The sequence below is a fragment of the Nocardioides scoriae genome, from assembly GCF_900104965.1.
Lineage (GTDB): Bacteria > Actinomycetota > Actinomycetes > Propionibacteriales > Nocardioidaceae > Marmoricola > Marmoricola scoriae.
In genome coordinates, this window is sequence record NZ_LT629757.1 from 1,151,486 (window position 1) to 1,176,806 (window position 25,321).

The 25,321-nt window shown below is 73.3% G+C and carries 26 protein-coding genes and 1 tRNA gene; 13 read left to right on the forward strand and 14 right to left on the reverse strand.

Annotated features, from left to right (window positions below):
• Positions 1-4: 4 nt before the first annotated feature.
• Together BLU55_RS05540 and BLU55_RS05545 are read left to right on the forward strand one after the other, a co-directional pair.
• Positions 5-1,159: an alpha/beta hydrolase family protein gene (locus BLU55_RS05540; RefSeq protein WP_091727038.1), complete on the forward strand. Its 1,155-nt coding sequence runs from the start codon at positions 5-7 to the stop codon at positions 1,157-1,159.
• Positions 1,156-2,148, forward strand: coding sequence for a cyclase family protein (locus tag BLU55_RS05545; RefSeq protein ID WP_091727041.1), 993 nt, complete (start codon positions 1,156-1,158; stop codon positions 2,146-2,148). The genes BLU55_RS05540 and BLU55_RS05545 overlap by 4 nt, the downstream gene beginning before the upstream one ends.
• Before the next feature lie 190 nt (positions 2,149-2,338).
• On the opposite strand, the gene BLU55_RS05550 is transcribed toward BLU55_RS05545, so the two are convergent.
• The 3 genes from BLU55_RS05550 to BLU55_RS05560 are packed head-to-tail and all read right to left on the reverse strand — an operon-like array spanning position 2,339 to position 5,302.
• Positions 2,339-3,169 carry an alpha/beta fold hydrolase gene (locus tag BLU55_RS05550; RefSeq protein WP_091727044.1) on the reverse strand — a complete coding sequence of 277 codons (831 nt, stop codon included), beginning with the start codon at positions 3,167-3,169 and terminating at the stop codon, positions 2,339-2,341.
• 1 nt (position 3,170) lies between these two features.
• Positions 3,171-4,058 carry an SDR family NAD(P)-dependent oxidoreductase gene (locus tag BLU55_RS05555; RefSeq protein WP_197681110.1) on the reverse strand — a complete coding sequence of 296 codons (888 nt, stop codon included), beginning with the start codon at positions 4,056-4,058 and terminating at the stop codon, positions 3,171-3,173.
• The gene (locus BLU55_RS05560) at positions 4,055-5,302 is read right to left on the reverse strand and encodes an NADH:flavin oxidoreductase/NADH oxidase family protein (RefSeq protein WP_091727047.1); all 1,248 of its coding nucleotides are present in this window, start codon (positions 5,300-5,302) and stop codon (positions 4,055-4,057) included. The genes BLU55_RS05555 and BLU55_RS05560 overlap by 4 nt, the downstream gene beginning before the upstream one ends.
• Before the next feature lie 86 nt (positions 5,303-5,388).
• Between BLU55_RS05560 and BLU55_RS05565 the strand changes: the two genes are divergently transcribed.
• From BLU55_RS05565 to BLU55_RS05580, 4 genes are read left to right on the forward strand one after another with little or no spacing between them, the layout of a single operon-like run.
• A complete protein-coding gene (locus tag BLU55_RS05565; RefSeq protein ID WP_091727049.1) occupies positions 5,389-5,991 on the forward strand; it encodes a TetR/AcrR family transcriptional regulator in 603 nt (200 codons plus the stop codon).
• A complete protein-coding gene (locus BLU55_RS05570; protein ID WP_091727052.1) occupies positions 5,988-6,980 on the forward strand; it encodes an NADP-dependent oxidoreductase in 993 nt (330 codons plus the stop codon). Before BLU55_RS05565 ends, BLU55_RS05570 begins: the two co-directional genes overlap by 4 nt.
• Entirely contained in the window at positions 6,977-7,702 is a 726-nt protein-coding gene (locus BLU55_RS05575; RefSeq protein ID WP_091727055.1) for an SDR family oxidoreductase, read from the forward strand. The genes BLU55_RS05570 and BLU55_RS05575 overlap by 4 nt, the downstream gene beginning before the upstream one ends.
• Positions 7,699-8,568: an alpha/beta fold hydrolase gene (locus BLU55_RS05580; RefSeq protein ID WP_091727057.1), complete on the forward strand. Its 870-nt coding sequence runs from the start codon at positions 7,699-7,701 to the stop codon at positions 8,566-8,568. Before BLU55_RS05575 ends, BLU55_RS05580 begins: the two co-directional genes overlap by 4 nt.
• Positions 8,569-8,705: 137 nt before the next feature.
• Here BLU55_RS05580 and BLU55_RS20130 read toward each other — a convergent pair whose 3' ends face one another.
• Both BLU55_RS20130 and BLU55_RS05590 read right to left on the reverse strand, forming a co-directional pair.
• Positions 8,706-9,233 carry an alpha-galactosidase gene (locus tag BLU55_RS20130; RefSeq protein ID WP_091727060.1) on the reverse strand — a complete coding sequence of 176 codons (528 nt, stop codon included), beginning with the start codon at positions 9,231-9,233 and terminating at the stop codon, positions 8,706-8,708.
• A gap of 85 nt (positions 9,234-9,318) precedes the next feature.
• Positions 9,319-10,278 (reverse strand): sugar-binding transcriptional regulator, encoded by a 960-nt coding sequence (locus BLU55_RS05590; protein ID WP_091727063.1) that lies wholly within the window; start codon positions 10,276-10,278, stop codon positions 9,319-9,321.
• 178 nt (positions 10,279-10,456) lie between these two features.
• Between BLU55_RS05590 and BLU55_RS05595 the strand changes: the two genes are divergently transcribed.
• The 6 genes from BLU55_RS05595 to BLU55_RS05630 all read left to right on the forward strand — a co-directional run bounded on the left by BLU55_RS05595 (position 10,457) and on the right by BLU55_RS05630 (position 17,296).
• Entirely contained in the window at positions 10,457-11,266 is an 810-nt protein-coding gene (locus BLU55_RS05595) for an ATP-binding cassette domain-containing protein (RefSeq protein ID WP_091727065.1), read from the forward strand.
• Positions 11,267-11,358: 92 nt separating this feature from the next.
• On the forward strand, positions 11,359-12,414 hold the full coding sequence (locus BLU55_RS05600; protein WP_157682746.1) for an ABC transporter permease: 1,056 nt from the start codon (positions 11,359-11,361) through the stop codon (positions 12,412-12,414).
• Positions 12,415-12,544: 130 nt separating this feature from the next.
• Positions 12,545-13,567: an ABC transporter substrate-binding protein gene (locus BLU55_RS05605; RefSeq protein WP_091727071.1), complete on the forward strand. Its 1,023-nt coding sequence runs from the start codon at positions 12,545-12,547 to the stop codon at positions 13,565-13,567.
• 37 nt (positions 13,568-13,604) lie between these two features.
• A complete protein-coding gene (locus BLU55_RS05610) occupies positions 13,605-14,261 on the forward strand; it encodes a transaldolase family protein (RefSeq protein ID WP_091727074.1) in 657 nt (218 codons plus the stop codon).
• Positions 14,258-15,748, forward strand: a complete 1,491-nt coding sequence (locus BLU55_RS19365; RefSeq protein WP_172833874.1) for a xylulokinase — start codon at positions 14,258-14,260, stop codon at positions 15,746-15,748. Before BLU55_RS05610 ends, BLU55_RS19365 begins: the two co-directional genes overlap by 4 nt.
• An 825-nt stretch (positions 15,749-16,573) precedes the next feature.
• Positions 16,574-17,296 carry a hypothetical protein gene (locus BLU55_RS05630; RefSeq protein ID WP_157682748.1) on the forward strand — a complete coding sequence of 241 codons (723 nt, stop codon included), beginning with the start codon at positions 16,574-16,576 and terminating at the stop codon, positions 17,294-17,296.
• 379 nt (positions 17,297-17,675) lie between these two features.
• Here BLU55_RS05630 and BLU55_RS05635 read toward each other — a convergent pair whose 3' ends face one another.
• From BLU55_RS05635 to BLU55_RS05655, 5 genes are all read right to left on the reverse strand, one after another.
• Positions 17,676-17,915 carry a hypothetical protein gene (locus tag BLU55_RS05635; RefSeq protein WP_091727085.1) on the reverse strand — a complete coding sequence of 80 codons (240 nt, stop codon included), beginning with the start codon at positions 17,913-17,915 and terminating at the stop codon, positions 17,676-17,678.
• Between the two features lie 58 nt (positions 17,916-17,973).
• Entirely contained in the window at positions 17,974-18,384 is a 411-nt protein-coding gene (locus BLU55_RS19370; RefSeq protein ID WP_157682749.1) for a hypothetical protein, read from the reverse strand.
• Between the two features lie 335 nt (positions 18,385-18,719).
• On the reverse strand, positions 18,720-19,016 hold the full coding sequence (locus tag BLU55_RS05645; protein ID WP_157682750.1) for a hypothetical protein: 297 nt from the start codon (positions 19,014-19,016) through the stop codon (positions 18,720-18,722).
• 104 nt (positions 19,017-19,120) lie between these two features.
• Positions 19,121-19,525, reverse strand: a complete 405-nt coding sequence (locus BLU55_RS05650) for a hypothetical protein (protein ID WP_157682751.1) — start codon at positions 19,523-19,525, stop codon at positions 19,121-19,123.
• Positions 19,526-19,751: 226 nt separating this feature from the next.
• Positions 19,752-19,825: transfer RNA gene (locus BLU55_RS05655), tRNA-Pro, on the reverse strand.
• Positions 19,826-20,023: 198 nt separating this feature from the next.
• Here BLU55_RS05655 and BLU55_RS05660 point away from each other — a divergent pair.
• Positions 20,024-21,388 carry a S1C family serine protease gene (locus BLU55_RS05660; RefSeq protein ID WP_091727095.1) on the forward strand — a complete coding sequence of 455 codons (1,365 nt, stop codon included), beginning with the start codon at positions 20,024-20,026 and terminating at the stop codon, positions 21,386-21,388.
• Positions 21,389-21,392: 4 nt separating this feature from the next.
• Here BLU55_RS05660 and der read toward each other — a convergent pair whose 3' ends face one another.
• From der to BLU55_RS05680, 4 genes are read right to left on the reverse strand one after another with little or no spacing between them, the layout of a single operon-like run.
• Complete coding sequence (der, locus tag BLU55_RS05665) at positions 21,393-22,793, reverse strand: ribosome biogenesis GTPase Der (RefSeq protein ID WP_091727098.1); 1,401 nt, start codon at positions 22,791-22,793, stop codon at positions 21,393-21,395.
• Positions 22,790-23,473: a lysophospholipid acyltransferase family protein gene (locus BLU55_RS05670; RefSeq protein ID WP_091727101.1), complete on the reverse strand. Its 684-nt coding sequence runs from the start codon at positions 23,471-23,473 to the stop codon at positions 22,790-22,792. The genes der and BLU55_RS05670 overlap by 4 nt, the downstream gene beginning before the upstream one ends.
• Complete coding sequence (cmk, locus tag BLU55_RS05675; protein ID WP_091727103.1) at positions 23,470-24,249, reverse strand: (d)CMP kinase; 780 nt, start codon at positions 24,247-24,249, stop codon at positions 23,470-23,472. Before cmk ends, BLU55_RS05670 begins: the two co-directional genes overlap by 4 nt.
• A 1-nt stretch (position 24,250) precedes the next feature.
• On the reverse strand, positions 24,251-25,318 hold the full coding sequence (locus BLU55_RS05680) for a prephenate dehydrogenase (protein WP_091727106.1): 1,068 nt from the start codon (positions 25,316-25,318) through the stop codon (positions 24,251-24,253).
• Between the last annotated feature and the right edge of the window lie 3 nt (positions 25,319-25,321).

Genomic DNA, 25,321 nt, shown 5'->3' on the forward strand with positions numbered 1-25,321 from the left:
CACGATGTTCGAGTACTTCCCCGGCAACTACGTCTGGAACCTGGGCGTCGTCGCCGCCCTCAACAGCGGCGGCACCATCGACGAGGTCGACCGCGCCTGCCGGCCGATCCGCGAGCTCGCGGCCCAGGGGTCCGACGTCGGCACGGCCGAGTTCATGCAGGCCTGGGCGGCGGTCGCCGACCAGCTCGAGCAGCAGGCGCAGGAGGCCGAGAAGGCCGGCCACCGGCGTACGGCGGGGCAGAAGTACCACCGCGCCGCGGGGTACGTCGCCCAGGCCGAGCGGATGCAGAGCAGCAAGGACCCCGGCCGCAACGCGGTCTACCAGCACTGCCTCGACCTGACCGAGAAGGTCTTCGAGCTGCTCGACCCCCGAACCGCCCGCGTCGAGGTCCCCTACCGCGACACCGCGCTGCCCGCCTACTTCAAGGACGCCTCGGTCGACGGCGAGCCGGCCCCGGTGATGGTGATGTTCAACGGCCTGGACTCCACCAAGGAGCACATGTACACCTCCGGCTTCGCCGACGAGCTGGCCGCGCGCGGCATCTCCACGCTGATGGTCGACTGCCCCGGCAGCGGCGAGGCGCTGCGGCTGCGCGGGCTGACCTCGCAGGTCGAGAGCGAGGAGTGGGCGAGCGCGTGCGTCGACTACCTGGAGCAGCGCTCCGACGTGCGCCACGACCGGATCGGCCTCGTCGGCTGGTCGCTCGGCGGCTACTACGCGCCGCGCGCCGCGGCGTACGAGAAGCGGCTCGCCCTGGTCGTCGCCTGGGGCGCCAACCACGACTGGGGTGCGGTGCAGAAGCGCCGTCTGGACCGCGAGGGCGAGAACCCGGTGCCGCACTACTGGGACCACGTGCTGTGGGTGTGGGGCGAGACCGACCTCGACACCTTCATCACCAAGGCCGAGGCGGTGCAGCTCGACGGCGTCGTCGAGCAGATCACGGTGCCGTTCCTGATCGCGCACGGCGAGCACGACCGGCAGATCCCGCTGGCCTACGCCCACCGCTCCTACGAGCAGGCCGTCAACAGCCCCAAGCGCGAGCTGCGGGTCTTCACCCCCGACGAGGGCGCGACCGAGCACATCGGCCTGGACCACCTCGGGCACGTCGGCACCTTCATCGCCGACTGGGTCACCGACACCTTCGCCGACCTCGGATGAGCAGCTCACCGACCGCCCCCGCCGACCTCGACCGCACCGACCCCGCCGGTGCCGTCGCGGCCGCGGCGGCCCGCGTCTCCAACTGGGGACGGTGGGGGCCCGACGACGTCCGCGGCACCATGAACTTCCTCGGTCCCGAGCAGCGGCGAGCGGCCGCGGCGCTGGTGCGCACCGGGGAGTCGTTCTCGCTGTCGCAGTCCTTCGACATGGACGGACCGCAGAAGGGCTGGCGGCGGCGCACCAACCCGGTGCACACCATGCTCGACACCGGCACCGACGCGGTCGCCGGCGTGCAGGGCTTCCCCCACGGCATCGGCGGCGCCGACGACGTCATCTCGATGCCGCTCCAGTGCTCGACGCAGTGGGACGGCCTGGGCCACATCTTCGACCACGGAGTGGCCTGGAACGGCCGTCCCGCGGACCAGGTCGTCACCTCGCTGGGCGACGGCGTGACCGGCATCGAGACCGTCGCCGACGTCGTCTGCGGTCGCGGCGTGCTGCTCGACGTGGGACGCGCGATCGGCGACGACGGCGAGCTGCCCGACGGGTTCGCCATCACCGAGGAGCACCTGCGCCACACCATCGAGGCGCAGGGCCCCTCCTCCGTCGTGCGCCGTGGCGACCTCGTGATGGTCCGCACCGGTCGCCTGGCCCGGGCCCGGCGCGAGGGGTGGGGCGAGTACGCCGGGGGCGACTCCCCCGGCCTGTCCTTCACCACCGCCGACTGGCTGCACGGCTCGGAGATCGCGGCCGTGGCCACCGACACCTGGGGCTTCGAGGTCCGGCCCAACGAGTTCGACGTCGCCTTCCAGCCGCTGCACCAGGTCGCCATCCCCCACATCGGCCTGTTCCTCGGCGAGATGTGGGACCTGGACGCGCTCGCCGACGCCTGCGCCGCTGACGGCCGGTGGGAGGTCTTCCTCACCGCCGCCCCGCTGCGCATCACCGGCGCCGTCGGCTCCCCGGTGAACCCCGTCGCGGTGCGATAGGGAGGCGCCGCCCCCGGGAGACGCCGGCGGCGGCCGGCGACCGACCACCTGAGGACGGCACGCCGGGCAGTTCGGACGAGCGACGCGCGATCACGGCCGAGGGCCGGGTGGTGCCAGGGCCTCGGCCCAGGGCCTCGGTCCAGGGTCACCTCGACCAGGGATGCCCGAGCCGTGGGTGTCGACGGAGCGGTCAGTCGGCCAGGAAGTCGAGCACCTCCGAGACGAACGCCTGGTGGTGCTGGAAGACGCCGCCGTGACCCGAGTCGGGGTAGACCACCAGCTTCGCGTCCGGGAGCCGTCGGGCCATGTCGGCCGAGTGCGCGGTGGCGACCATGAGGTCGTGGTCGCCGTTGGCGACGAGCACGGGGACCTTGATGGCCGACAGGTCGTCGGGCGCGTGCAGCCCGCCCGCGGTGATGGCCCTCAGCTGGGCGAGGCGCGCCTGCGCCGAGATGGGGCGGTCGCGGTCGCGGGTGCGCTCGGACAGCCTCTCGAAGTACGCCGTGGCGGCCAGCTTGCCCGCCGTGGTGCGCGGGAAGAACAGGAAGTGCCGGGCGTCCTTGCGGGCGAGGAAGGCCTTGGCGTAGGCGCCGCCGACGATGAACGGCATCTTCCAGACCCCGCCGGCGCCGCGGGGCCCGGTGCCGGCCAGCACCAGGCGGCGTACGAGGTCGGGGGCCTGCAGCGCCACCATCTGGGCCACGGCCCCGCCGAGCGAGAACCCGACCAGGTCGACGTGGTCGTGCCCCAGCGCCCGGATCACGGCGATGGCGTCGGTGCCCATCTGCTCGAGGTCGCCGGGAACGGTGGAGCCGCTGCCGCCGACGCCGCGGTTGTCGAAGGCGACGACGTGGTGCCGCTCGGCGACCCCGTCGAGGACGCGCGGGTCCCAGTCGTCGAGGACGGCGGTGAAGTGGTGCAGGAAGACGACCGGCACGCCACCGCGCTCGCCGAGCTCGCGGTAGGCGTACGGGATCCCGTCGACTGCGACGGTCTTGGTCGGGGTGTCTGTCCAGGTCATGTCAGCTCATCTCGTCGGCGTTGCTGGGGTGGCCGGTGCGGTCGGTCGTGGTGGGTCGGGCGTCGAGCCGGGCGAGGACGTCGAGGATGCGCCGGTCAGTGGCGAAGCGGTCGTCGAGCACGGGCCCGAGCAGGCCGCGCAGGGCCGAGACGGGCTGCCACCGGCGCGGGTGCACGACCCGCACGGCACGGCGCTCGAGCCCGTCCGCCACCGCGGCGGCGGCGGAGGCCGCCGTGACGCGCTCGAGCATCACCGCAGGCAGGGTCGACAGCAGCTCCAGCACGACGTCGTCCGCGTCGACACCGCGCCTGATCATGTCGGTGTCGACGAGCGAGAAGTAGGCCGTGAGCACCGAGACGCCGTGGTCCGCCAGCTCCACGCGCAGGCCCCGGCCGAGCTGCTCGACGGCGGCCTTGCTCATGGCGTACGGGATGGTGCCCATGCCGTTGAGATAGGCGAAGACCGAGCTGATCAGCACGACCTGTCCCCGGTGGCGGACCAGCTCCTCCATCCCCGCTCCGATGGTGTTCACGACCCCGGTGACGTTGACGGACAGGGTGGCCTCCACGTCAGCCACCGGGGTGTTGCGCAGCGTGGCCGCCCGGGCCAGCAGACCGGCGTTGGCCACGACGACGTCGAGCCGACCGAACCGCTCCACCGCGCGGGCGACGACCTCGTCGAGGGACGATCGGTCGCGCACGTCCGCGACGCAGCCCAGCGCGGCGTCACCGAGCGCGGCGGCACGTCGCGGCGTCTCCGGGTCGAGGTCGGCCACCACGAGGCGACCGCCTCGGCCCAGGACCTCCCTGCCGGTGGCCGCGCCGATACCGCCGTTCCCGCCGGTGACGAGGACGACCTTGCCGGTCAGGTCGTACCGGGGGCGGCTCACAGCAGGCCGCGCTTGCGACGCAGCGCCACCCGGCCGTTGCGCCGGACCATCCCCACGACGATCGCCAGCGCCCCCCGGTCGAGGTCCGGCTCCAGCCCGCGGGCCAGGCGGTGCAGCTGCTCGGTGCTCCAGCCGAGGTTCACCGCCGCGTCCAGCGCCTTCAGGTCCGCGACGCGGCCCAGCACCCGTCGCAGGCCCACGCGGATCTCGCGCGTCGCGAGCGCGTCGGTCCGACCGTCGAGCACCCTGGCGGCGGCGTCGGTGGCCAGCACCGTCGGGCGGGCGAGCCCGACGACGTCGCAGTCGCCGGAGCTCACGGCGTCCTCCATCGCGGCGGGCGTCCGGAACCCGCCGGTGACCGCGATCGGCACGTCGCCGGCCTCGCGACGCACCGAGCGCGCGTAGTCGAGGAAGTAGGCCTCGCGCGCCCGGGTGGACGGGGCGGTCGACCCCGACATGGCCGGGGTCTCGTAGCTGCCCCCGCTGACCTCGATCAGGTCGACGGCCTCCGCGGCGAGTGCGGCCACGACGGCGCGCGAGTCCTCCTCGCTGAACCCGCCGCGCTGGAAGTCGGCCGAGTTGAGCTTGACGGCGACCGCGAACCCAGGGCTGACCCGGCCCCGGACCCTTCGGACGACCTCGAGGAGGAACCGCATCCGGCGCTCCGGGGTGCCGCCCCACTCGTCGGTGCGCAGGTTGGTCAGCGGCGAGAGGAACTGGGTGACGAGGTAGCCGTGGGCCGCGTGCAGCTGCACGCCGTCGAAGCCGGCCTCCTCGCACACCTGGGCGGCACGGGCGAACCGCTCGACGACGTCGTCGACCTCGGCCGGGGTGAGCTCGCGCGGGGTCGCGGCACCCGGCAGGGCGAGCGGCACCGGGCTCGGCGCGACCGGCTCGTGGCCCAGGGCGAACAGGTTGGACTGTCGGCCCGGGTGGTTGAGCTGCGCGAGGATCGCGGCCCCGCCGTCGTGCGCGGCCTTGGTCCAGGCGGTGAGCGCGGCGAGGTCGCGGTCGTCCTCGACCACGATGTTGCCGCGCTCCCCGAGGTGCCGGCGGTCGACCATGATGTTGCCCGTCACCAGCAGCCCGTAGCCGCCCTGCGCCCAGCGGCGGTAGAGGGCGACGATCCGGTCGTCGGGTGAGTTCCGGGCGTCCCCGAGGGCCTCGCTGAGCGCTGCCTTGGCGATGCGGTTGGGCAGCCGCACCCCGCAGGGCAGGTCGAGGGGATCGCTGAGCAGGGTCATCGGGGCTCCTCCGGATTGACGTACGGTCGTAAGAGTATGATCATACTGTTACGGTTCTGACAACCACCGGGCGAAGGAGGCACGACATGGCCAGGTACGGCCCCGAGCACAAGGCCGCGACGCGACGCCGGATCATCGAGACCTCGGGCCGGCGCTTCAAGAGCGACGGCTTCGACGGCGCCGGGATCGCGGCCCTGGTGGGCGACGCCGGGTTGACGAACGGCGCCTTCTACGGCCACTTCGACTCCAAGGACCACCTGATCGCGACCATCGTGTCCGAGCAGCTGGAGGCGCAAGCCGACCTCGTGGCGGACCTGCCCGTCGGGCCGGGTTCGATGGCAGCGTACGTCGAGGCCTACCTCTCCCCCGCGCACCGCGACGACCCTGCCGAAGGCTGCCCGTCGGCCGCGCTGCTGGACGAGATCGTGCGGCAGCCCGAGGCCACCCGTCACGCCTACACGCAGGGCGCCGCACGCCTGGTCGACGCGATCGCCCACCACCTCGACGACGACGACGAGGCGCGGCAGCGTGCCATCGGGCTCTACACGCTCCTCGTCTCGTCGCTGCAGCTCGCTCGCGCCGTAACCGATCCCGACCTCTCCGACGAGGTCCTCGCCGCGGGCCGGGCCAACGCCGCCCGCATCGTGGGTCACCCCCTCACCCCGGCCTCGGACACGGTGCCGCTGTGAGGGCCTTCGTCGTCGACCACCACGGCCCGGACGGGCTGCGTCCCGCCGAGGTGCCCACGCCGCGACCCGGGCCCGGCGACGTGCTGGTCGACGTGCGTGCGGCGAGCATCAACCCCCTGGACCGGATGGTCCGCGACGGCGAGTTCAAGCGGCTGCTGCCCTACCGGACGCCCTTCGTGCTGGGACACGACCTCGCCGGTGTCGTGAGGGCGGTCGGGAGCGACGTACGCGGGTTCCGCGTGGGTGACGAGGTCTACGCCCGCCCGCGCGACCTGCGGATCGGCGCGTTCGCCGAGCAGCTCGCCGTGGACGCCGCCGACGTCGCCCTCAAGCCGACATCGCTGTCCTTCGCGGAGGCGGCAGCCGTGCCCCTGGTCGCGCTCGCCGCCTGGCAGGCCCTCGTCGAGGTCGCCGACGTCCGGCCCGGCCAGGAGGTCCTCGTCCACGCCGGTGCAGGAGGCCTCGGGTCGACGGTGATCCAGGTCGCGAAGCACCTGGGTGCCCACGTCACGACCACGGCCCACACCCGGGACCTCGAAGCCGTGCGGGCCCTCGGCGCCGACGAGGCGGTCGACCACACCACGACGAACGTCGCCGACCTGCCGACCCGGTACGACGTGGTGCTGGACTCGCTCGGCGCGGACAGCCTGCACACGTCTCTCACGCTGCTGCGGCCCGGTGGCCTGGCGATCAGCGTCGTCGGCCCGCCCGACCCCGCCTTCGCCACCCAGCTCGGCCACCCCCTGCTGCGACCGGTGATGGCACTGCTCAGCCGCAGGGTCCGCCGTCGGGCCCGCAGGCTCGGGGTCCGCTACTCCTTCTTCTTCATGCGGGCCGACGGCGCCCGGCTCGCCCAGCTCGCCGCCCTGTACGAGGACGGGACGCTGCGCCCCGTGCTGGACCGGACCTTCGACTTCGACCAGACCCTCGAGGCGGTCGCCCACGTCGAGCACGGCCGGGCCCGCGGCAAGGTCGTGGTGACCCGATGACCACCCGACTGGACGGCGCGGTCGTGCTGGTCACCGGCGCCAACGGCGGGCTCGGCACCGAGTTCGTCCGACAGGCGCTCGAGCGCGGTGCGACCAGGGTCTACGCCACCGCGAGGACGCCACGAACGTGGGACGACGAGCGCGTGGTCCCGCTCCCGCTCGACGTCACCAGCCCTGAGGCGGTGGCGTCCGCTGCCGCCGCGGCGCCGGACGTCACCGTCGTCGTCAACAACGCCGGGGCGTCCAACGGCGCCGGCGTCCTGGGTGGGTCCGCCGCGCTCCGGGAGATGTTCGAGGTCAACTTCTTCGGCCCGCTCGCGGTCGCCGAGGCCTTCGCGCCGGTGCTGGCCCGCAACGGCGGCGGCAGCCTGCTCAACGTGCTCTCGGTGCTGTCGTGGCTCGGCACCGGCGACGGCTACAGCGCCTCCAAGGCCGCCCTGTGGTCGGCCACCAACACCCAGCGGCTCGCCCTGGCCGCCGACGGCACCACGGTGACCGCCCTCCACCTCGGCTACACCGACACCCCCATGACGGCCGGGCTCGAGGTCGCCAAGAACGACCCGGCCGACGTCGTCCGGCAGGCGTACGACGCGGTCGAGGCCGGCGACCACGAGGTGCTCGCCGACGAGGTCTCCCGCCACGTCAAGGCGGGCCTCGCCGGTCCGGTCACCACCCTCTACCCCCAGCTCGCATCCAGCACCCATCGGAGGACCACCCCATGAGCGCCCCGTCCCGCCGTGACGACCCCGTCGTCACCTCCTACGCCCTCGCCCCGACCCGGACCATCACCGCCGGGGGCGAGACCTTCGCCTACCGCGAGCTCGGCCCCCGCGGCGGCGTCCCCGTCGTGTTCTTCGTCCACCTGGCCGCGACCCTCGACAACTGGGACCCCCGGATCGTGGACGCGGTCGCCGCCGGGCGCCACGTCATCGCGTTCGACCAGCTCGGCGTGGGCGGTTCGTCGGGGTCGGTCCCCGACACCATCGAGGCAGCAGCCAAGGACGCGTACACCTTCGTCACGGCGCTGGGCCACGACGTCATCGACGTGTTCTCGTTCTCGATGGGCGGCATGATCGCCCAGGACCTCGTGGTCGCCCACCCCACGCTCGTACGACGCCTCGTGCTGACCGGCACCGGGCCCCGCGGCGGCAAGGACATCGACAAGGTCGCCGGCACGACGTACTACGACATCCTCCGGGCGACGCTGACCCGCTCGGACCCCAAGGAGTTCCTCTTCTTCCACCGCGACGCCGTCGGCAAGAAGGCTGCCAGGGAGTTCATCGGCCGGCTCGCCGAGCGCACCACGGACCGCGACGCGAAGATCTCCACCAAGGCGTTCTCGACCCAGCTCAAGGCGATCAAGGCCTACGGCCGGTCCGCCCCCTCCGACCTGTCGGTCATCACCGCGCCGACGCTGATCGCCAACGGTGACCACGACCGCATGGTGCCCTCGCCGCTGTCCGAGGACCTGCACCGTCGGATCGAGGGCTCGGAGCTGGTGATCTACCCCAACTCGGGGCACGGCGGCATCTTCCAGTTCCACGAGCAGTTCGCCCCCGTCGCCGTCCGCTTCCTCGGCCCCGCCTGAGCCGGACCGACCCCGCCGGCAGCACGACCGTGGGCACCCGGAGCCACCTGACGCGACCCGTGCTCAGAGGTGCACGTATGACGAACTAGCCACCAGTCAAACCAGGATCAGCTCGTCTGGCCTCAGAAGCGGCGCCGTCAGACCCAGCTCACCGAGGACCCGGCCGTCGAGCTCCGCCGGCTCGAGTGCCCGGAACAGTCCTTCTCGACCGTCCTCTGACACCACACCGTCGAGCTGCAGGGCCGGGTTCGGTGCGTCACCTCGCACCACGCGACCCCACGTAAGTCCCGATCAGCTCGAGCCAGCGTGAGCCCGGCCCATCGGACGACCCGGTGGCGCTCGTGCGGGTCGACGACGCCGGAGGGCCAGAAGCGGCTGGCGTGCTCCACGATGCCGAGGTCGAGGCGACCACCGCCTCCGCAGCACGACCCGATCTCGAGCCCGGGGTGACGCTCGAGCAGCGCCCTGATCACGGCGTGGACGGGACGGGTGTGCGCGTGCACCGCCGGCGTGTGCCGTGGCCCACGCCCCAGTGCTGCGACGGGTCGGTCGTGGTCCCACTTGATCGCGGCCACACGGCGCCATGACCCGGTCCGGGTGTCAGCTGCGCAGAGCGGGCCGACCAGGACGGCGCCGTCCCGTTCGGAAAGTGCTCGCCGAGGCATTCGCCCTGCTGGATCCCGCGACGCTCCGCTGGCTGCACCGACCGGCGACGCACGGCAGTTGTCGTGACGCCCACCCGGCAGGCCGTCACCGAGGGAGGTCGGCCAGCACCCGGGCGGTGTGGACGTCGGTGATGAGCCGGTGGACCAGGCCGCTGCGCAGGGCCGCGTGGATCGCCGGCGCGCGCTCCTGACCACCCCCGACGATGGCCGTCACGTCGGGGACCCGGCGCAGCTGGTCGGTGGTGATGGAGATCGAGCGGTCGACCAGGTCCGACGCGACGGGCCGTCCGTCGGCGTCGAGCACGGTGGAGCAGATGTCCGCGCAGGCGCCCGCCGCGACGATGCTCTGGCGCAGGTCGACCGGGAGCGCGGCGGCCAGTGCGGACTGGTCCTCGCGCCAGGCCCCGACGCTGACGATCGCCCGGTCGAGGTGGTCGAAGCAGTCGACCGTGGCGGCGACGAACGGATCATCCCGGAGGCGGCTGGCGGTCTGCGCGCTGTCGACGACCATCGGGACCTGCAGCGCCCTGACCTCGCCGTCGGCACGCTCGGCCATCGTCCGCGCCAGGTCGAGCGAGCTGACGCTCAGGTCCGAGGTCGGGATGCTCCCGACGACCTGCACCACCGTGCAGCGCGCCAGGGGCGGCAGCGAGGTCACCATCGCGTGGAGGGTGCGACCCCAGGCCACCCCGACGACGTCGCCCTCCTCGATGAGGCTGCCCAGCGCGGCGGCGCTGGCCCGCCCCAGCTGCGCGCGGCGGAAGTCCTCAGGTCCGTCGGGCAGCGTCAGCACCAGCGCCTGTCGGAGGCCGTAGGCGCTGGCGATGGCCAGCGAGAGGTCGAGGTCGACATCGGTCGGGGAGTGGATCTCGAAGGTGACGATCCCGCGCTCGACGGCCTCGTCGAGCATCCTGGCGACCTTGAAGCGCGAGACCCCCAGCTCGTCGGCGATCTCGCTCTTGGTGGCCTTCTCCAGGTAGTGACGTCGCGCCGCCACGACCATGTTCATGCTGTCCAGCGCGCTGCGGACCATCCCTCGTGGCATCTCGTCCCCCTCCGGTGCGGCGCAAGCGTACGAGCCCCGACCCCGCGGGCCCACCCGCCCCGTCGGCGGAGGTCGGAACGGCGTGTCCCTTGACAGGTCGCTGTGACTGTCGTCATATTTTGCTGCACGGATGAGACGTTACCGCTCATATGAGCGCCTGAACACATCGGACCTCCACATGACCCACACCTCCCCCTCCTCGCCGGCTCCCAGCACGACCACGGCGTCCGCCCCCGTGCTGTCGGCCCGCGGCATCACCAAGCACTACGGCCACGTCGCCGCGCTCCGCGGGGTCGACCTCGACATCCACCCCGGAGAGGTCGTCGGACTGGTCGGCGACAACGGCGCCGGCAAGTCGACCCTCGTCAGCATCCTGTCCGGGGTCGCCCGCCCGACCGAGGGCCAGCTGACCTTCCACGGCGAGCCCATCGAGATGGGCAGCCCGCAGGAGGCCCGCGAGCTGGGCATCGAGACCGTCTACCAGGACCTGGCGCTGGCGCTCGACCTACCGATCTGGGCCAACCTGTTCCTCGGGCGCGAGAAGCTCCGGGCGGGCCTCCTGGGTCGGCTCGGCTTCCTCGACCGGGCGGCCATGATCGCCGAGGCCGACACCCAGCTGAAGCTGACCCGCATCCGGATGGCGTCGACGCGGTCGCGCGCCGAGGCGCTCTCCGGCGGCCAGCGGCAGGCCATCGCGGTGGCCCGGGCCGTCTCGTGGGGATCCAGGCTGGTGCTCATGGACGAGCCCACGGCCGCGCTCGGCGTGGAGCAGCAGCAGCGCGTCGGCGAGCTGGTCACCAACGTCGCAGCCACCGGCCTCCCGGTTCTCATCATCAGCCACAACCTGCCCCAGGTGCGCGAGCTGTGCGACCGGGTCCTGGTCATGTACCAGGGCCGGATCGCCGCCGACCTCGACCCCAAGGCGACCCCCGTCGAGGAGATCATCCGCTGGATCACCGGCGCGGCGCAGCGGGAGCTGGCCTCGTGAGCACCCTCGACCACACCACCCCTCGTCCGGACCAGCACCCGCACGAGCACACCCCACCGCACCCGAGCCGGCCCCCGGAGGACCACACGCACATGAGCGCCACCACCGACGCGGGACCCACTCCCGACCTCGACCCGCGGTACGCCGCTCGCCCGGCGAGCCCCTTGCACCGCGCCGTACGCCTGCTCGGTCGCTGGGACGGTGACGTCGCGCGGCTGCTGATCCTGGCGCTGCTCGTCCTCGCCATCGGCGTCGTCGCCCCGAGCTTCCTGTCCCAGGCGTCGTGGCTGGCCACGTCCCAGTCCACGACGGTGATCATGCTGCTGGCCGTCGGCCAGGCCTTCGTCATCGTCACCGGCGGCATCGACCTCTCGGTCGGGGCCGTGCTGGCCTGCTCCTCGATGGGCGCGGCCGTGGTGATGCGCGACCTGTACGCCGCCGGGTCCTCGCCGACGCAGACCATCGTGGTCGGCTTCGCCGTCGCCCTGGCCCTCGGAGGCCTCTTCGGACTCGTCAACGGGCTGCTCATCACCCGCCTCGGGATCGCCCCCTTCATCGCGACCCTCGGCATGCTCGGGGTCGGGACCGGCGCCACCAACCTGCTCAGCAACGGCGCCGAGGTGGTCGGGCTGCCGCCCCAGCTCGGCACCATCGGCAACGTGGCACACCTCGGGGGCTGGCTGACCGTCCCCGTCCTGGTCACGGCCGTCATCACCGTGGTGGCCGGCCTGGCCCTGGCCCGCACCCGCTTCGGGCTGCGCACCTACGCCATCGGGAGCAACCCGGGTGCCGCTCGGCGCGCCGGCATCGGGGCCCAGCGGCACCTGCTGCGGATCTACGTCCTCTCGGGACTCTTGGCCAGCATCGCCGGGATCCTGCTGATGTCCCGCTTCGTGGGCGCCTCGCCGCTGGCGGGCCAGAACACCGAGCTGGCCTCGATCGCCGCCGCCGTCATCGGCGGGGCCAGCCTGACCGGCGGTCGCGGGACCGTGCTCGGCGCCGCGATCGGCGCCGCCATCACCGGTGTCCTCCAGATCGGGCTCATCCTGGCCGGCGTCGAGTCGTTCTGGCAGACCGTCGTGATCGGCGTGATCATCCTGCTCGCCGTCTACGCCGACCAGACCCGCTCCCGCGTCGCCGCTCGCTAGCGCCCCGACGGGCCGCCTCCCGCGCGCTCCTGCACGCCTCTCGACCGACCCCACCCCGGCCGTCGCCTGCCCGCACGCAGGTGTCCCACCACACCCCACCCCCGCCCCACCACAGAACAGGACCCGTCCCATGTCACGACCCGACCGCTCGCTCACCACCCGCCTGGCCCGCACGACCGGCGTCCTCGCCCTCTCCACCTGCCTGGTGGGCACCCTGGCCGCCTGCGGCAGCAGCGCCGACGCCCAGGCCGGCAGCACGGGCAAGGACGGCACCATCTACCTGGTGCCCGGGCTGACCACCCACCCCGCCTACCGCACCATGTACTGCGGCGCCAAGGCCGAGGCCGACAAGCTCGGCCTCGACCTGGAGTACGCCGGCGCCACCACCTGGGACCCGTCGCTGCAGATCCCGATCGTGCAGTCCCTGCTGGCCAAGAGCCCGGCCGCCCTGCTGCTCACCCCGACCGACGGGGCTGCCCTCGCCCCGGTCGTGCAGCAGTACACCTCCGCCGACATCCCCGTGATCGCGATGGACACCACCCTCGACGACCCGAAGGGGCTCACCTCCCAGATCTCCTCGAGCAACGAGCAGGGCGGCGCCGCGGCCGCCGACGCCCTGGGCGAGGCCGTCGGTGACAGCGGCACCGTCGCCATCATCAGCGGCGCCCCGGGCGCCTCGACCGACGAGGCCCGCGTGAAGGGCTTCGTGGACCGCATGAAGTCCGAGCACCCCGGCCTGACGATCCTCGAGCCGCAGTTCTCCAAGTCGGTCGTGGCCACCGCGGAGAGCCAGACCCAGGCCCTGATGCTCAAGCACCCCGACCTGGTCGGCGTCTTCGGCGTCAACGGCAACTCCGCCACCGGCGCGGCCAACGCGGTCGACAACGGCGGCAAGAAGGGCGAGATCACCGTCGCCGGGTACGACGCCGAGCCCGCCACCGTCGAGGAGCTCAAGGCCGGCAACATCGCCATCCTGGTCGTGCAGGACTTCGCGACCGAGGGCAAGCTCGGCGTCCGGTACGCCGCTGCCGCGCTGTCGGGCGACGAGGGCGAGATCGAGAAGCAGGTCGCCCTGAAGAACGTCATCGCCACCACCGACAACGCCGACGACCTCGAGATCTCCCGGTACTTCTACGTCGACAAGTGCAGCTGAGACCGCCTCCACCCGACGACCAGACCAAGGACTGACGATGCGTCTCTACCTCGACACAGCCGACCGCACCGCGGCCGAGTCCCTCCTGTCGACCGGCCTGTTCGCCGGTCTGACCACCAACCCCACCATCCTCGACCGCGCCGGCCTCGGGGTCGGCGACATCGAGGACGTCTCGAAGTGGGCCCGCGCTGCCGGCGCCGCCGAGATCTTCTTCCAGGCGTGGGGCAGCACCACCGACGAGCTCGTCGACTGCGGCCACCGACTCCGCGACCTCGGGCAGGACGTGGTGGTGAAGGTGCCGGCGACCCGTGCCGGCACCGCGGCCCTGGCCGCGCTCGCCGCCGAGGGGATCCCCACGCTGCTGACGGCCGTCTACTCACCCGTGCAGGTGATGCTGGCAGCAGCAGCCGGCGCGGACTACGTGGCTCCCTACCTGGGCAAGCTCGACGAGAACGGCTTCGACGGTCTCGGCACGGTCGTGGCGATGCAGGAGGTGCTGGCCTCCTCCGAGGCCACCACCCGGATCCTGCTCGCGAGCATCCGGTCCGTGAGCGCCATGGTGAGCCTCGCCCGGGCAGGTGTGGACTGCTTCACCATGGGAGCACCTCTGGCCGAGCAGATGTTCGTCGACGACCAGACCGCTCGCGCGGTCGAGGTCTTCGACCAGGTCGTCGCCTCGGGTCTGGGGCAGTGACCCCGCCGGACCAGCCGGGGACGCTGCTGGGCATCGACCTGGGCACCGCCTCGGTCAAGGTCGTGCTCACCGACACCGAGGGACGTCCGCTCGTCCAGGCCCAGCGGGCCTACGACGTGGACCACCCCCGGACCGGCTGGTCCGAGACCGCGCCGCAGCACTGGTGGGAGGCCGTGGGGCAGGCCGTCCGCGAGGTCGCGGCCCACCGACCCGGGCGACCGCTGGCCCTAGGGCTCTCGGGTCAGATGCACGGCGTCGTGCTCACGGCCGATGACCACGAGCCGGTGCGACCCGCCGTGCTCTGGTCCGACTCCCGCGCCGCGCCCGAGACCGCGGCGTACGACACCCTCCCGGCGACCGTGCGCGCTCGGCTGGCCAACCCGGTCGTCCCCGGCATGGCGGGCCCCCAGCTGTCCTGGGTGGCCCGCCACGAGCCCGACCTCATGTCCCGGGCGCGGTGGGCGCTGCAGCCCAAGGACTGGCTGCGGCTCCGGCTGACCGGGATCGTCGCCACCGAGCCGAGCGACGCGTCGGGCACCCTGCTCTGGGACGTCGTGGGTGAGCGCTGGGACCCCGACGTGGTCTCCGCGCTCAGCCTCGACCTCGGCCTGCTCCCCCCGGTCCTGCGCTCGGGTGGCGCCTTCGCGGGCGCCCTGACGACGACTGCCGCGGAGCACCTCGGGCTCCCTCCCGGCATCCCGGTCGCGGCGGGCGGCGCCGACACGGCCGTCGCGCTGCTCGGCACGCGGCTCTCGGAGCCGGGCAGCGTCCAGCTGACCATCGGCACGGGCGTCCAGCTCGTGACCCCCCTCGCCGAGCTGCCCACCCCGCTCCCCCGGCGGCCTCTCACCCACACCTACCGCACCGTCGACGAGCACGGCTGGTACGCCATGGCCGCCAGCATCAACGGCGGCTCGACGCTGGCCTGGGTGTGCCAGGTCCTGGGCATGTCGTGGCCCGAGCTCTACGCCACCGCCGCGCTGCCGGCCCACGACGACGACCCCCTGTTCCTCCCCCACCTGCACGGAGAGCGGACCGCGCCGACGTCGCAGCCCCTGCTCGGGGCCTGGACCGGTCTCAGCCCCAGGCACGACCGCGCGCGTCTGGCGCGCGCCGCGCTCGAGGGCGTGGCCATCGCCGTCCACGAGGCGGCCCGCAGCCTGTCGCTGCCCGCGAGCGCCGAACCAGTGCGGCTGGCCGGCGGCGGCACCGTCGCACCCGCGTGGCGGCAGCTGCTCGCGGACGCGCTCGGTCGTCCGCTCGACGCGGTCGACACGCCCGGTGCCTCGGGGCTCGGCGCGGCTCTCCTCGCGGGACGCGCCATCGGCGTCGAGGTGCTCCCGCCCTCCCCCGCGCCACGTCCCCACGCGGCTGAGCCACGCCGGGAGGACACCGAGCGCCTGGCAGAGCGCGCAGCCCGCTGGCGCCGGCAGGCTCTCGCCCTGCAACGGTCCGGCGTCGAGTCCCCCGCGCCACCCGTGTCCTGACCGGGGTCGTGCCCTGCGAGCGCCGAGCGGGACGTGTCGACCGGAGGCCAGAAGCGCGTGTCCGAAGAATGATGAAGGGCCGCAGTGCCGGGCCCAGGCGTTGCGTCCGAGCGGGGACTTGGGCTCCCTGGACAACCGCAGTTCCCCCGACTGAGGGCGACGAAACATCCGCCATCTCCTGGTTGCCTCGTACATCTGAGGGCTCCCGAGGGTGCGGCATCGTGGTCTGGTGCGTCACCGCGGGTGTGCGCGAGTGGCGTCACGCGCAAACGATGGCAGCTCGTCGTGGCGAGGTCAGCCCAGCTCGCGTGGGCCGACGCGACTCGATGCAGGCCCGCACTCACACCAGTGGTGAGGGCGACCTGACGTGACCGGGAAGGGGGCGTTGGGACGCATGTCTCTGCCTTACCGCATCTCGACAAGCACCGCCTTCGCCGGCACGACCTTCGCCGCTGTGACGGCCGGCGTCGATGGCGCGTGGGTGGTGTCCACCGTGTTGACGGTCGTGGCTCTGCTCCTGCTCTCCCTCGTCGTCCACGGAGTGGGGGCTGCCTCGAAGAGGCAGAGCACCTAGATCGCCCTCGGTCGTGGTGTGAAACACCCCCCGAGTGTGAGTCCCCGGCGAAGGGGCCGGGTGCGGCCGATGTGCGCTACCGGCTGCGCCTGGTGGCTGTCGCCTCGACGGTGCCCTGCAGGCCGGGCCGGGTGACGCCATCCGGTGGCCCCGCGAGCACTGACACCTGATCCACGGCGAGTTTCCTGGACCCAGTAGTGGTCCAGGGGCAGCTACACGTGGCCCGCGAACAGCCGCGTCACACTGGTGCCGTGTCCGACCTGCGCCCTGCCAGCGACCTCTTGCCAGCCGCATGGGTGCTCGATGCTGCGCTGACCGGAGACGCGCCTGTCGTGCTGCGCTACGGCCCGCCCGGGTTCGACGCGTACCTGCGTCTGCCCGTGGATCCGGTCGGACCGGTCGCGCTGGGCCTGGGCCTCGACGCGGACGTAGATGCGATGGAGATCGCGCTGCGGGTGCTCGCCGGCCACACGACCACCCCCGAGGTCGCGTACGTCGGTGTGTGGCACGGCTACGGGTTCGCGTCCGGCCCCGACCCGGACGCGCCGGTGGTGCCGCTGCCGAACGCGTGGATGTACCTGTTCACCGGCCCCGTCTCGGCGATGAGGTACGCCCAGCAGGTCGTGTGGTCCCTCGCCGGGGGTGTACCGGACACCGGTATCGACGCGGAACCCGATCTGGTGTGGCCGGCCGACCACGCGTGGTGCCTCGCGTGCGAGGTCGACGAGGAGATCGAGTTCAGCATCGGCTGCACCGACGCAGCCGCGTCTGCTCTCGAGGAGGCGCTGCCGGGCCTGGTCAGACGTGTCGCCTACGGCCAGGACGCACCGTGGGAACGACCGCACGACAGGCCGCCGCACGAGGCCCTCGGCCCACGCGCGGACGGACGTCACGAGGCCCGCGGTCCGGGTCCGGTCGGTCCGGGCGGTCCGGTCGGTCCGGGCGGTCCGGGCGGTCCGGGCGGTCGGTCGTGAGGCCCGCGACGCTCCCGGCTCCCGCAGCCATCGCCGCAGGAGCTCCTGCCAGGGCGCCCCAACCCAACCCCGGTGCGCCTCCCGCCTCACCAGGCCCCGCGGCTGCCGGCGCGCCCCGTCATCACGACCGCGACGGAGGCGTCTCCACGGTGGTATCGGATGCGTATCTGCGTGGCGATGCGTCACCAAGCCCGCGTCCGTCGGTCGGCGCAGACTAGCGAGACACCCGGGTGGATGGGCGAGCAGGCTCGTGGTCTGCTCCGCGGTACCGCGACGTCTACAACGAGCTCGCGCTTGCGCCGCGGCGCCTCGCGCTCCGCGACGTGGGCCCGGTGAGCGCGCCACCGGCCCTGGGGACGGTCTGTGGGGGTGGTGTGGGTCAGCCGGTCAGCTCGCTGGACAGCACCAGACATCCGACGAGGACCCACCCGGCGCCGATGACGTAGAGCATCGGGACACGGCCGCTCTCGTCCGGCTCGTACAGCCTGCTCTTCAAGATGGGTCTCCATGTCGGCCGCCGTTCGGCTCGTGGGTAGACGAGTCGGACGAACTGGCGGTTGAAGATGACGATGGCGAGTCCGCCGACGATGCCGATGACGCCACCAGCGATGCCGATCATGCAGCGCAGCGTAGGGGCGGTGACGCGCTGGTTGCGCGGCTTTGCCGGAGTTCGGTCCTCAGGTCTCGAGGTCGCGCGCCCACACGTCGCTGAGCAGACCGGGGCCGCGCCTTGCTGACGGGTCGCGGACCTGGTCGGTCACGGCGGCGGGTACCCGAACCGCCTCGCCGTCGAGGTGCTGGCCGTCGTGGCCGTAGCGGATCTGCAGCTCGGGTCCACCCGGCCACTCGACGCGGACGATCTCGAACGCCGAGTCCGGCGCGTCCGTGCCTGCGGAGCTCTCGAGGATGCGCAGCTTGCGGGTGTCGCCGTCGCGTGCGAACACGACGTGATCGGATGCCTCCCACGACCCCGGGTTCGGGCCGCAGACCCGGAACGAGACCCACAGCGACGATCCGCTGCTTACCACCTCGTGCCGCGTCACCCTCAGCTCCCCAAACCACAGGGACTTGTCGGCGGCGTCCGTCACGGGGCTCATTGTGGCGCTGGCTGCGACAGCAGCGCTCGACAGAAGGCCAGAGGACGCCGGATGGACGTGGGCGACGAGGACCGGGGCCAGGTCACCCCGCCGGGCAGCCGGCGGGTGCGGGTGAGCGCGGCCCGGCTCGTCAGCACCCGCTTGCACGCCCCAACGACGTCGCCGCCCCAGCATGGTGGCCGCCTGGCGTCCCGGTCGCCTCCGTCCCGGTCAACGGTCACACGGTCGCCGCGGCTCTGCTGAGGAGAGCTGTGCCCCGGTTCCGTCTGACGCACCCAGCAGCGCGCGACCCGCCCCGCCGGTACCCGCAGCCGCCCCCTCGGTCGCTAACGCTCGGGGGTCTCGTGCCAACCCCGGCGCACCTCACCGGCCAACCAGGTCGCGCCGCTGACGACGAGGCCCGCCATCGCGACCAGGACCACCGCCGCGACCAACGGCATCAGGCCCGCATCGATCAGGACCGGCCTGGCGTCGAGCCCGACGACCTCGAGGAGCCTCGGCACGTAGCTGAGGACCACCAGTGGCGCGAAGACCTTGATGAACCACCACCGGCCCCGCTGACCCCACGACACCAGCTCATCACCACGCTGCACGCAGTCGAGCGTAGATCGGCAGACCAGCACCGCGGGACAGCTGCCCCCCGAGGCGCACCGCCCAACGGTGAGCAGGTGGGCGCGAACAGCGTCGCCGAACGGTCGAGGGGGCACCGTCTAGGCGTTGTCGGGTGTCACGCCCGCCAGTGCAGCTGACCATCGCCGTGCTCGGCACGCAGCCTCGCCACGGTGCGCTCTGACGCTCGGCCCCGCACGGGCGGCAGCTCCTCGCGCGTCGAACCGGTCAGCCGCCCGTCCCAGAACACCACGAACCCCTCGTCGTCATCGCGGGACCCGAACAGCTCGGCCACGTACATTCCCAGGTCATCGTCGACGTAGGCAGCGACGACCTCGACCCACTGGTCCGGGGTCACGAGCACGGTCACCGTCGTCTCGTCCGACGCCACCTCGAGCCTGCCCGGTCCGACCTCACGCACCGCACCCTCCGGCCGCAGGGTTTCGAGCAGGTCCTGCCACAGCTCGTCCGGGTCGTCCGCGACGACCGTCACCGGGTCCTCACGCGAGTTCTGCATTGCCAAGCCCGCCCTCGCCGCGGACGTTCCGACGTGCTCCAAGAGCTCGCCGGCAGCATCCGAGACCCTGGATCGAGGCGCTGAGTCACGACCGGTCGTGACGGCGTTTGCGCCAGATGCCCCGGGTGGGACGCAGCGAATAGGTGGCGAACATGTGCGTCATCTGGGGAGTGAGGGTCAATTGCAGAACGCCCCTGACCTGCATCTGTGCAGGTCAGGGGCGGTGCATCGGTCGGGCTGACAGGATTTGAACCTGCGACCCCTTGACCCCCAGTCAAGTGCGCTACCAAGCTGCGCCACAGCCCGATGCCCCCGCGGAAAGCTGGTCCGAGGACCTCCACGAAGGCGAGAGCGACCTTACCCCAGGGGCCTGCCGAGCCCACAACCCGGGTCCCGCCACGGGTGCGCCCGGACGCACAGGCGGCGGTCGGTCGGCTCACAGGTTCCTCTCCGGAACGCCCGGTTGTCTGGGTCCTCCCACCACCCGACGTCTCGGAGGCCCCCATGGACGACCAGACCCGCCCCCTGCCGATCCCGGGCGCCGACGACGGCCGCGTCCCGTCGAGCGCCGAGCCGACCGGCGCGCCCGCGGCGTACGACCGCGACCCGAGCTGGACCTACAGCTGGGGCCCGGACACCCTCAGCCCGGCTCCCCGCTCCCGCCGCGTGCGCCGCGTGGCGCTGCCCGCGCTGGCCCTCGCGCTCACCCTCGGTGCCGGCGGCGTCGGCTACGCGATCGGCCGGCCCGACGCGACCACCCCGACCGCCGGCGCCCCCTCGCAGACCCTCACCGGCGGCCAGCCGCAGACCGCACCGGACCAGACCGAGGAGGGCCAGGCGCCTGACGGCCAGGGGTTCGGCTCCGGGGTCCCCCAGGGCCAGCTGCCGTACGCCGGCGACGACCCCTTCGGCAGCCAGGGCCAGGCCCCGGGCGGCACCGGCAGCGGTGTCGACACCAGCGGCGACACCAGCGGGACGGCCAGCAGCGACCAGGTGGTCGGGCTGGTGCGGATCGCGACCACCCTGAAGTACGACGGCGCCAAGGCCGCCGGCACCGGCATGGTCCTCACCTCCGACGGCGAGGTCATCACCAACCACCACGTCGTCGCGGGGGCCACCTCGATCAAGGTGACGGTGATGTCGACCGGCACGACGTACACCGCCGACGTGGTCGGCACCGACGCGACCGCCGACGTCGCCGTGCTGCAGCTCGAGGACGCGTCCGGCCTGACCACCGTGCAGACCGACACCTCGGCGGTCGGTGTCGGCGACGCCGTGACCGCGGTGGGCGACGGCGAGGGCACGGTCGACCACCTCTCGGCCGCCACCGGCCAGGTGCTCGCCACCGACCAGCAGATCACCACGCAGAGCGAGGGCAGCACCCAGGGCGAGAGCCTCACGGGCCTGATCCAGATCAGCTCCGACGTGGTCTCGGGCTACAGCGGCGGCGCGACGTACGACGCGGACGGCGAGGTCGTCGGCATGACCACGGCCGCCTCGACCGGCACCGACGACGTGGTCGGGTACGCCGTCCCGATCTCGACCGTGCTGCGGATCGCCCAGGACCTCGAGCAGGGCGTCCAGGACGCGTCGTACGCCTACGGCCGCCCGGCCTTCCTCGGCATCGGGCTCGGCGAGACCGGCACCACCGTCCAGGGCGCGTACGCCGGCACCCCGGCCGCCCGCGCCGGGATCGCCGAGGGCGACACCATCACCGCCGTCGACGGCACGACCGTGAGCAGCGGCGACCAGCTGCGGTCGCTGGTCTCCGCGCACGACCCGGGCGACTCGGTGGAGGTCACCTGGCGGACCGCGGCCGGGGCCACGAGGACCGCCACCGTGACCCTCGCCGAGGGCCCGGTCGCCTAGGGCCCTAGCGCTTGCGCTTCTCCCGCGGCCGCACCTCGAGGCTGATCGGCGTCCCGACGAAGCCGAACTCCTCGCGCAGCCGGCGCTCGATGAAGCGCTCGTAGCCCGCGTCGAGCTTGCCGCTGGTGAAGAGCACGAACGTGGGCGGGGCCGCGGAGGCCTGGGTGCCGAAGAGGACCTTGGGCTGCTTGCCGCTGCGCACCGGGTGGGGGTGCTCGGCGACGAGGCGCCCGAGGAAGCTGTTGAGCTGACCCGTGGTCACCCGGGTCTCCCAGCCCTCCAGGGCCCGGTCGAGGGCCGGCACCAGCCGGTCGACGTGCCACCCGGTGCGGGCGGTCAGGTTGATCCGCGGCGCCCACTGCACCTGCACCAGGTCGCGCTCGATCTCGCGGTCGAGGTAGTAGCGGCGCTCGTCGTCGACGAGGTCCCACTTGTTGAAGGCGATCACCAGGGCGCGGCCGGAGTCGCGGATGGTCTGGATGATGCGCATGTCCTGCTCGGAGACCGACTGCGAGCCGTCGATCACCAGCACGGCGACCTCGGCGCGCTCGATGGCGGTCTCGGTGCGCAGCGAGGCGTAGTACTCGTGGCCCGACGCCGTCTTGACCCGCTTGCGGATGCCGGCGGTGTCGATGAAGCGCCAGGTCCGGCCGCCGAGGTCGATCAGCTCGTCGACCGGGTCGACGGTGGTGCCCGAGGCGTCGTCGACCACGACGCGGTTCTCACGGGCGAGCTTGTTGAGCAGCGAGGACTTGCCGACGTTGGGGCGCCCGACGATGGCGATGCGTCGGGGGCCGCCGATCTCGCCGAACTGCTGGGCGGGGGTCTCGGGCAGCGCGGCGAGGCACGCGTCGAGCAGGTCGCCGGAGCCGCGGCCGTGCAGCGCCGAGACGGGCATGGGCTCGCCGAGGCCGAGGTTCCACAGGCCGTAGGCCTCCGCCTCGGCGCGCTGGTCGTCGACCTTGTTGGCCGCCAGGACGACGGGCTTGCCGGACTTGCGCAGGATCCGCACCACCTGGGCGTCGCCGTCGGTGATGCCGACCCCGGCGTCGACGACGAACAGCACGGCGTCCGCGATCTGCACCGCGATCTCGGCCTGGGCCGAGATCGACTGGGCCAGGCCCTTGGCGTCGGGGTCCCAGCCGCCGGTGTCGACGACGGTGAAGGCGCGGCCGTTCCAGACGGCGTCGTACGACACCCGGTCGCGGGTCACGCCGGGCTTGTCCTCCACGACCGCCTCGCGGCGGCCGATGATGCGGTTGACCAGCGTGGACTTGCCCACGTTGGGGCGCCCGACCACGGCCAGGACGGGCGCCAGCACCTCGAGGTCGGACCCGGGCAGGGCCGCGTCGGACGAGGCCCCGGAGGAGCGGTCGGCGGGCGTCGGGCGGTCTTCGGTGCTCATGGCGTCATCTCTTCGTGTGTCGTGAGGGTCGGGCCCAGCGGGCCCGGGAGTCGCAGTCCGGTGAGGCGCTCGGCCTCGCGGGTGGTGCGGACGATGGCGGTGGTGACCCGCGCGGCGGCCTCGGCCACCTGGGCCTGGGTGCGGGGCCAGCCACTGCGGCCGAGGAGCACGGGCTCCCCGAAGGTCATCGCGATCCTGCTGCCCCGCGGCGGCAGCGAGCCGGCGTCACCGCCGGGCTCCCGGGTGCCGAGGAAGGCCACCGGGACGACCGGTGCCCCCGTCACCAGGGCGAGGTACGCCGCCCCCGAGCGCGAGGTGGTCATCTCGCCACCACCCCGTCCGCCCTCGGGGAACACCCCGACCACCCGGTCTTGTTCCAGGACGGCGACCGCGGTGCGGATCGCCCGGCGGTCGACGACGTCGCGGTCGAGCGGGATCTGCCCCGCGGCCCGCAGCACCGGCGCCGCCGGACCCGCGAACATCTCGCGCTTGGTCAGCGCCTGCACCGGGCGCGGCGAGGCGATGGCCAGGAACGGGCCGTCGAGCCAGCCCACGTGGTTGGCCGCCAGCACGGCCGGGCCGCGGGCGGGGACGTGGCGGGCGCCGTGGACCTCCATGCGCCACCACGCGCGCAGCAGCCGCTGGGCTGCCGGGCGGCCCCGCACGAGCAGGGCGGTCACGCCGGTCTCCCGGACCCCTCGGGCGAGGTCGCGCCGGCCTGCTCGACGAGGCCGGCGACGAGGTCGACGACCTGCTCCAGGGTGTAGGGCGTGGTGTCGAGGTGGACCGCGCCGTCAGCCGCGACCGCGGGGGCGGTGGCCCGCCCGGAGTCGATGGCGTCGCGGCGCAGCAGGTCGGCCTGCGTCGCGTCGAGGTCGCCCGCGCCGTTCTCGGCCGTGCGCCGTGCGGCCCGCGCGGCCGGGTCGGCCGTGAGGTAGAGCTTGACCTGGGCGTCGGGCGCGACCACGGAGCCGATGTCGCGGCCCTCGACCACGATGCCGCCCGCGCCGATGATCTCGCGCTGCAGGTCGAGCAGCCGCTGGCGCACCTGCGGCACCGAGGCGACCGCGCTGACGTGGTCGGTCACCTCCTGGGTGCGGATCCGCTCGGCCACGTCGTGGCCGTCGACGGTGATGGTCGGGGCGTCGGGGTCGGTCCCGGACTCCACGACGGGACGCGCAGCCAGCGCCGCGACCTGCTCGGCCACGTCGGCGGCCGCGAAGTCCACGCCGGCGTCGATCATCGCGGCCGTGACGGCGCGGAACTGCGCACCCGTGTCGAGGTAGCGCAGGCCCAGCCGCGAGGCGACCCGGCGGGACGTGCTCGACTTGCCGGACCCGGAGGTCCCGTCCATCGCGACGACGATCGTGCTGGCCACGGTCGTGGTACCTCCTGGTGCTGGCTGCGGGGTGGGGGCGGTGCCGGGGGCCTCGCCGACCCGGTCGCAGCCGCTCATGCTACCGGTGGGTCGTCCAGTCCCGGGCCTCGAGCGCGGTGCGCAGCGGCTCGGCCGCCTCGTCGGCGACCAGCAGCTCCACCAGGCCCACGGGCCGGCCGGGGTCGTGGTCGATGCGCAGGTCCTCGATGTTGACCCCGATCTCCCCCACGTCGGCGAACAGCCGGGCCAGCTCGCCCGGGTGGTCGGGCACCGCGACGTACACCGGGCGCGTGGGCAGCGACGGCCCGCCGTGCTTGCCCGGGATCGCCCGGGTGCCGGCGACGCCACGCTCCAGGATCTGGCCCAGCGCGTCGTCGTCGGCGGCGTCGAGGACGCCGACCAGGCGCACCAGGTCGTCGCTGACCTGCCGGAGCAGGTCGGTCACCGCCGGCCGGTTGGCGCGCAGGATCTGGCGCCACAGGGCCGGGTCGCCGCCGGCGATCCGGGTCACGTCGCGCACGCCCTGGCCCGAGAGCGACAGCTCGGCCGGCTCGACGCCGGCCAGCTGGCCGGCGGTCAGCACGGCCAGCAGGTGGGGCAGGTGGGAGGTGCGGGCGACGGCGCGGTCGTGGTCCAGCGCGCTCATCCGCAGCGACTCCGCGCCGCAGCGCCGGGTCAGCTCCTCGACCAGCGCGACGGCGGCCGGGTCGGCGTCGGGGTGCGGCGTCACGGCCCAGGGACGCCCGTCGAAGAGCGCCTCGCTGCCGGCCAGCGGCCCCGAGCGCTCGCTGCCGGCCATCGGGTGGCTGCCGACGTAGCGCTGCACACCCCCGGGCGCCAGCCGCCGCACGTCGTCGAGCACGCCGCTCTTGACGCTCGCGACGTCGGTGACCACGCCACCGCGCCGCAGCGCGTCGGCCACGACCTCGGCCACGTGGTCGGGCGGCACCGCGACCACGGTCAGCTGGGCCACCCCGGACGCGGGCGCGGGGTCGCCCGCGCCCAGGCCCACCGCGGTGCGCACGTGCTCGGGGCTGCGGTCGGAGAGCCACACCTCGAGCCCGGCCCGACGCGCGGCGAGGCCCACGGAGGTGCCGAGCAGGCCGGCTCCGACGACGTGGACCGGTCCGAGGAGGTGGTCGCTCACCGG

Bases quoted from the DNA above. Each gene is read 5' to 3' on its own strand.
- BLU55_RS05595 (WP_091727065.1), top strand. From the start codon at position 10,457: ATGACCCACACCTCCCCCTCCTCGCCGGCTCCCAGCACGACCACGGCG.
- BLU55_RS05610 (WP_091727074.1), top strand. From the start codon at position 13,605: ATGCGTCTCTACCTCGACACAGCCGACCGCACCGCGGCCGAGTCCCTC.
- BLU55_RS05580 (WP_091727057.1), top strand. From the start codon at position 7,699: ATGAGCGCCCCGTCCCGCCGTGACGACCCCGTCGTCACCTCCTACGCC.
- BLU55_RS05550 (WP_091727044.1), bottom strand. From the start codon at position 3,169: ATGACCTGGACAGACACCCCGACCAAGACCGTCGCAGTCGACGGGATC.
- BLU55_RS20130 (WP_091727060.1), bottom strand. From the start codon at position 9,233: ATGCCTCGGCGAGCACTTTCCGAACGGGACGGCGCCGTCCTGGTCGGC.
- BLU55_RS05635 (WP_091727085.1), bottom strand. From the start codon at position 17,915: ATGATCGGCATCGCTGGTGGCGTCATCGGCATCGTCGGCGGACTCGCC.
- BLU55_RS05660 (WP_091727095.1), top strand. From the start codon at position 20,024: ATGGACGACCAGACCCGCCCCCTGCCGATCCCGGGCGCCGACGACGGC.
- BLU55_RS05565 (WP_091727049.1), top strand. From the start codon at position 5,389: ATGGCCAGGTACGGCCCCGAGCACAAGGCCGCGACGCGACGCCGGATC.
- BLU55_RS05575 (WP_091727055.1), top strand. From the start codon at position 6,977: ATGACCACCCGACTGGACGGCGCGGTCGTGCTGGTCACCGGCGCCAAC.
- cmk (WP_091727103.1), bottom strand. From the start codon at position 24,249: ATGAGCGGCTGCGACCGGGTCGGCGAGGCCCCCGGCACCGCCCCCACC.
- BLU55_RS05600 (WP_157682746.1), top strand. From the start codon at position 11,359: ATGAGCGCCACCACCGACGCGGGACCCACTCCCGACCTCGACCCGCGG.
- BLU55_RS05560 (WP_091727047.1), bottom strand. From the start codon at position 5,302: ATGACCCTGCTCAGCGATCCCCTCGACCTGCCCTGCGGGGTGCGGCTG.
- der (WP_091727098.1), bottom strand. From the start codon at position 22,793: ATGAGCACCGAAGACCGCCCGACGCCCGCCGACCGCTCCTCCGGGGCC.
- BLU55_RS05590 (WP_091727063.1), bottom strand. From the start codon at position 10,278: ATGCCACGAGGGATGGTCCGCAGCGCGCTGGACAGCATGAACATGGTC.
- BLU55_RS05540 (WP_091727038.1), top strand. From the start codon at position 5: ATGTTCGAGTACTTCCCCGGCAACTACGTCTGGAACCTGGGCGTCGTC.
- BLU55_RS05545 (WP_091727041.1), top strand. From the start codon at position 1,156: ATGAGCAGCTCACCGACCGCCCCCGCCGACCTCGACCGCACCGACCCC.
- BLU55_RS05605 (WP_091727071.1), top strand. From the start codon at position 12,545: ATGTCACGACCCGACCGCTCGCTCACCACCCGCCTGGCCCGCACGACC.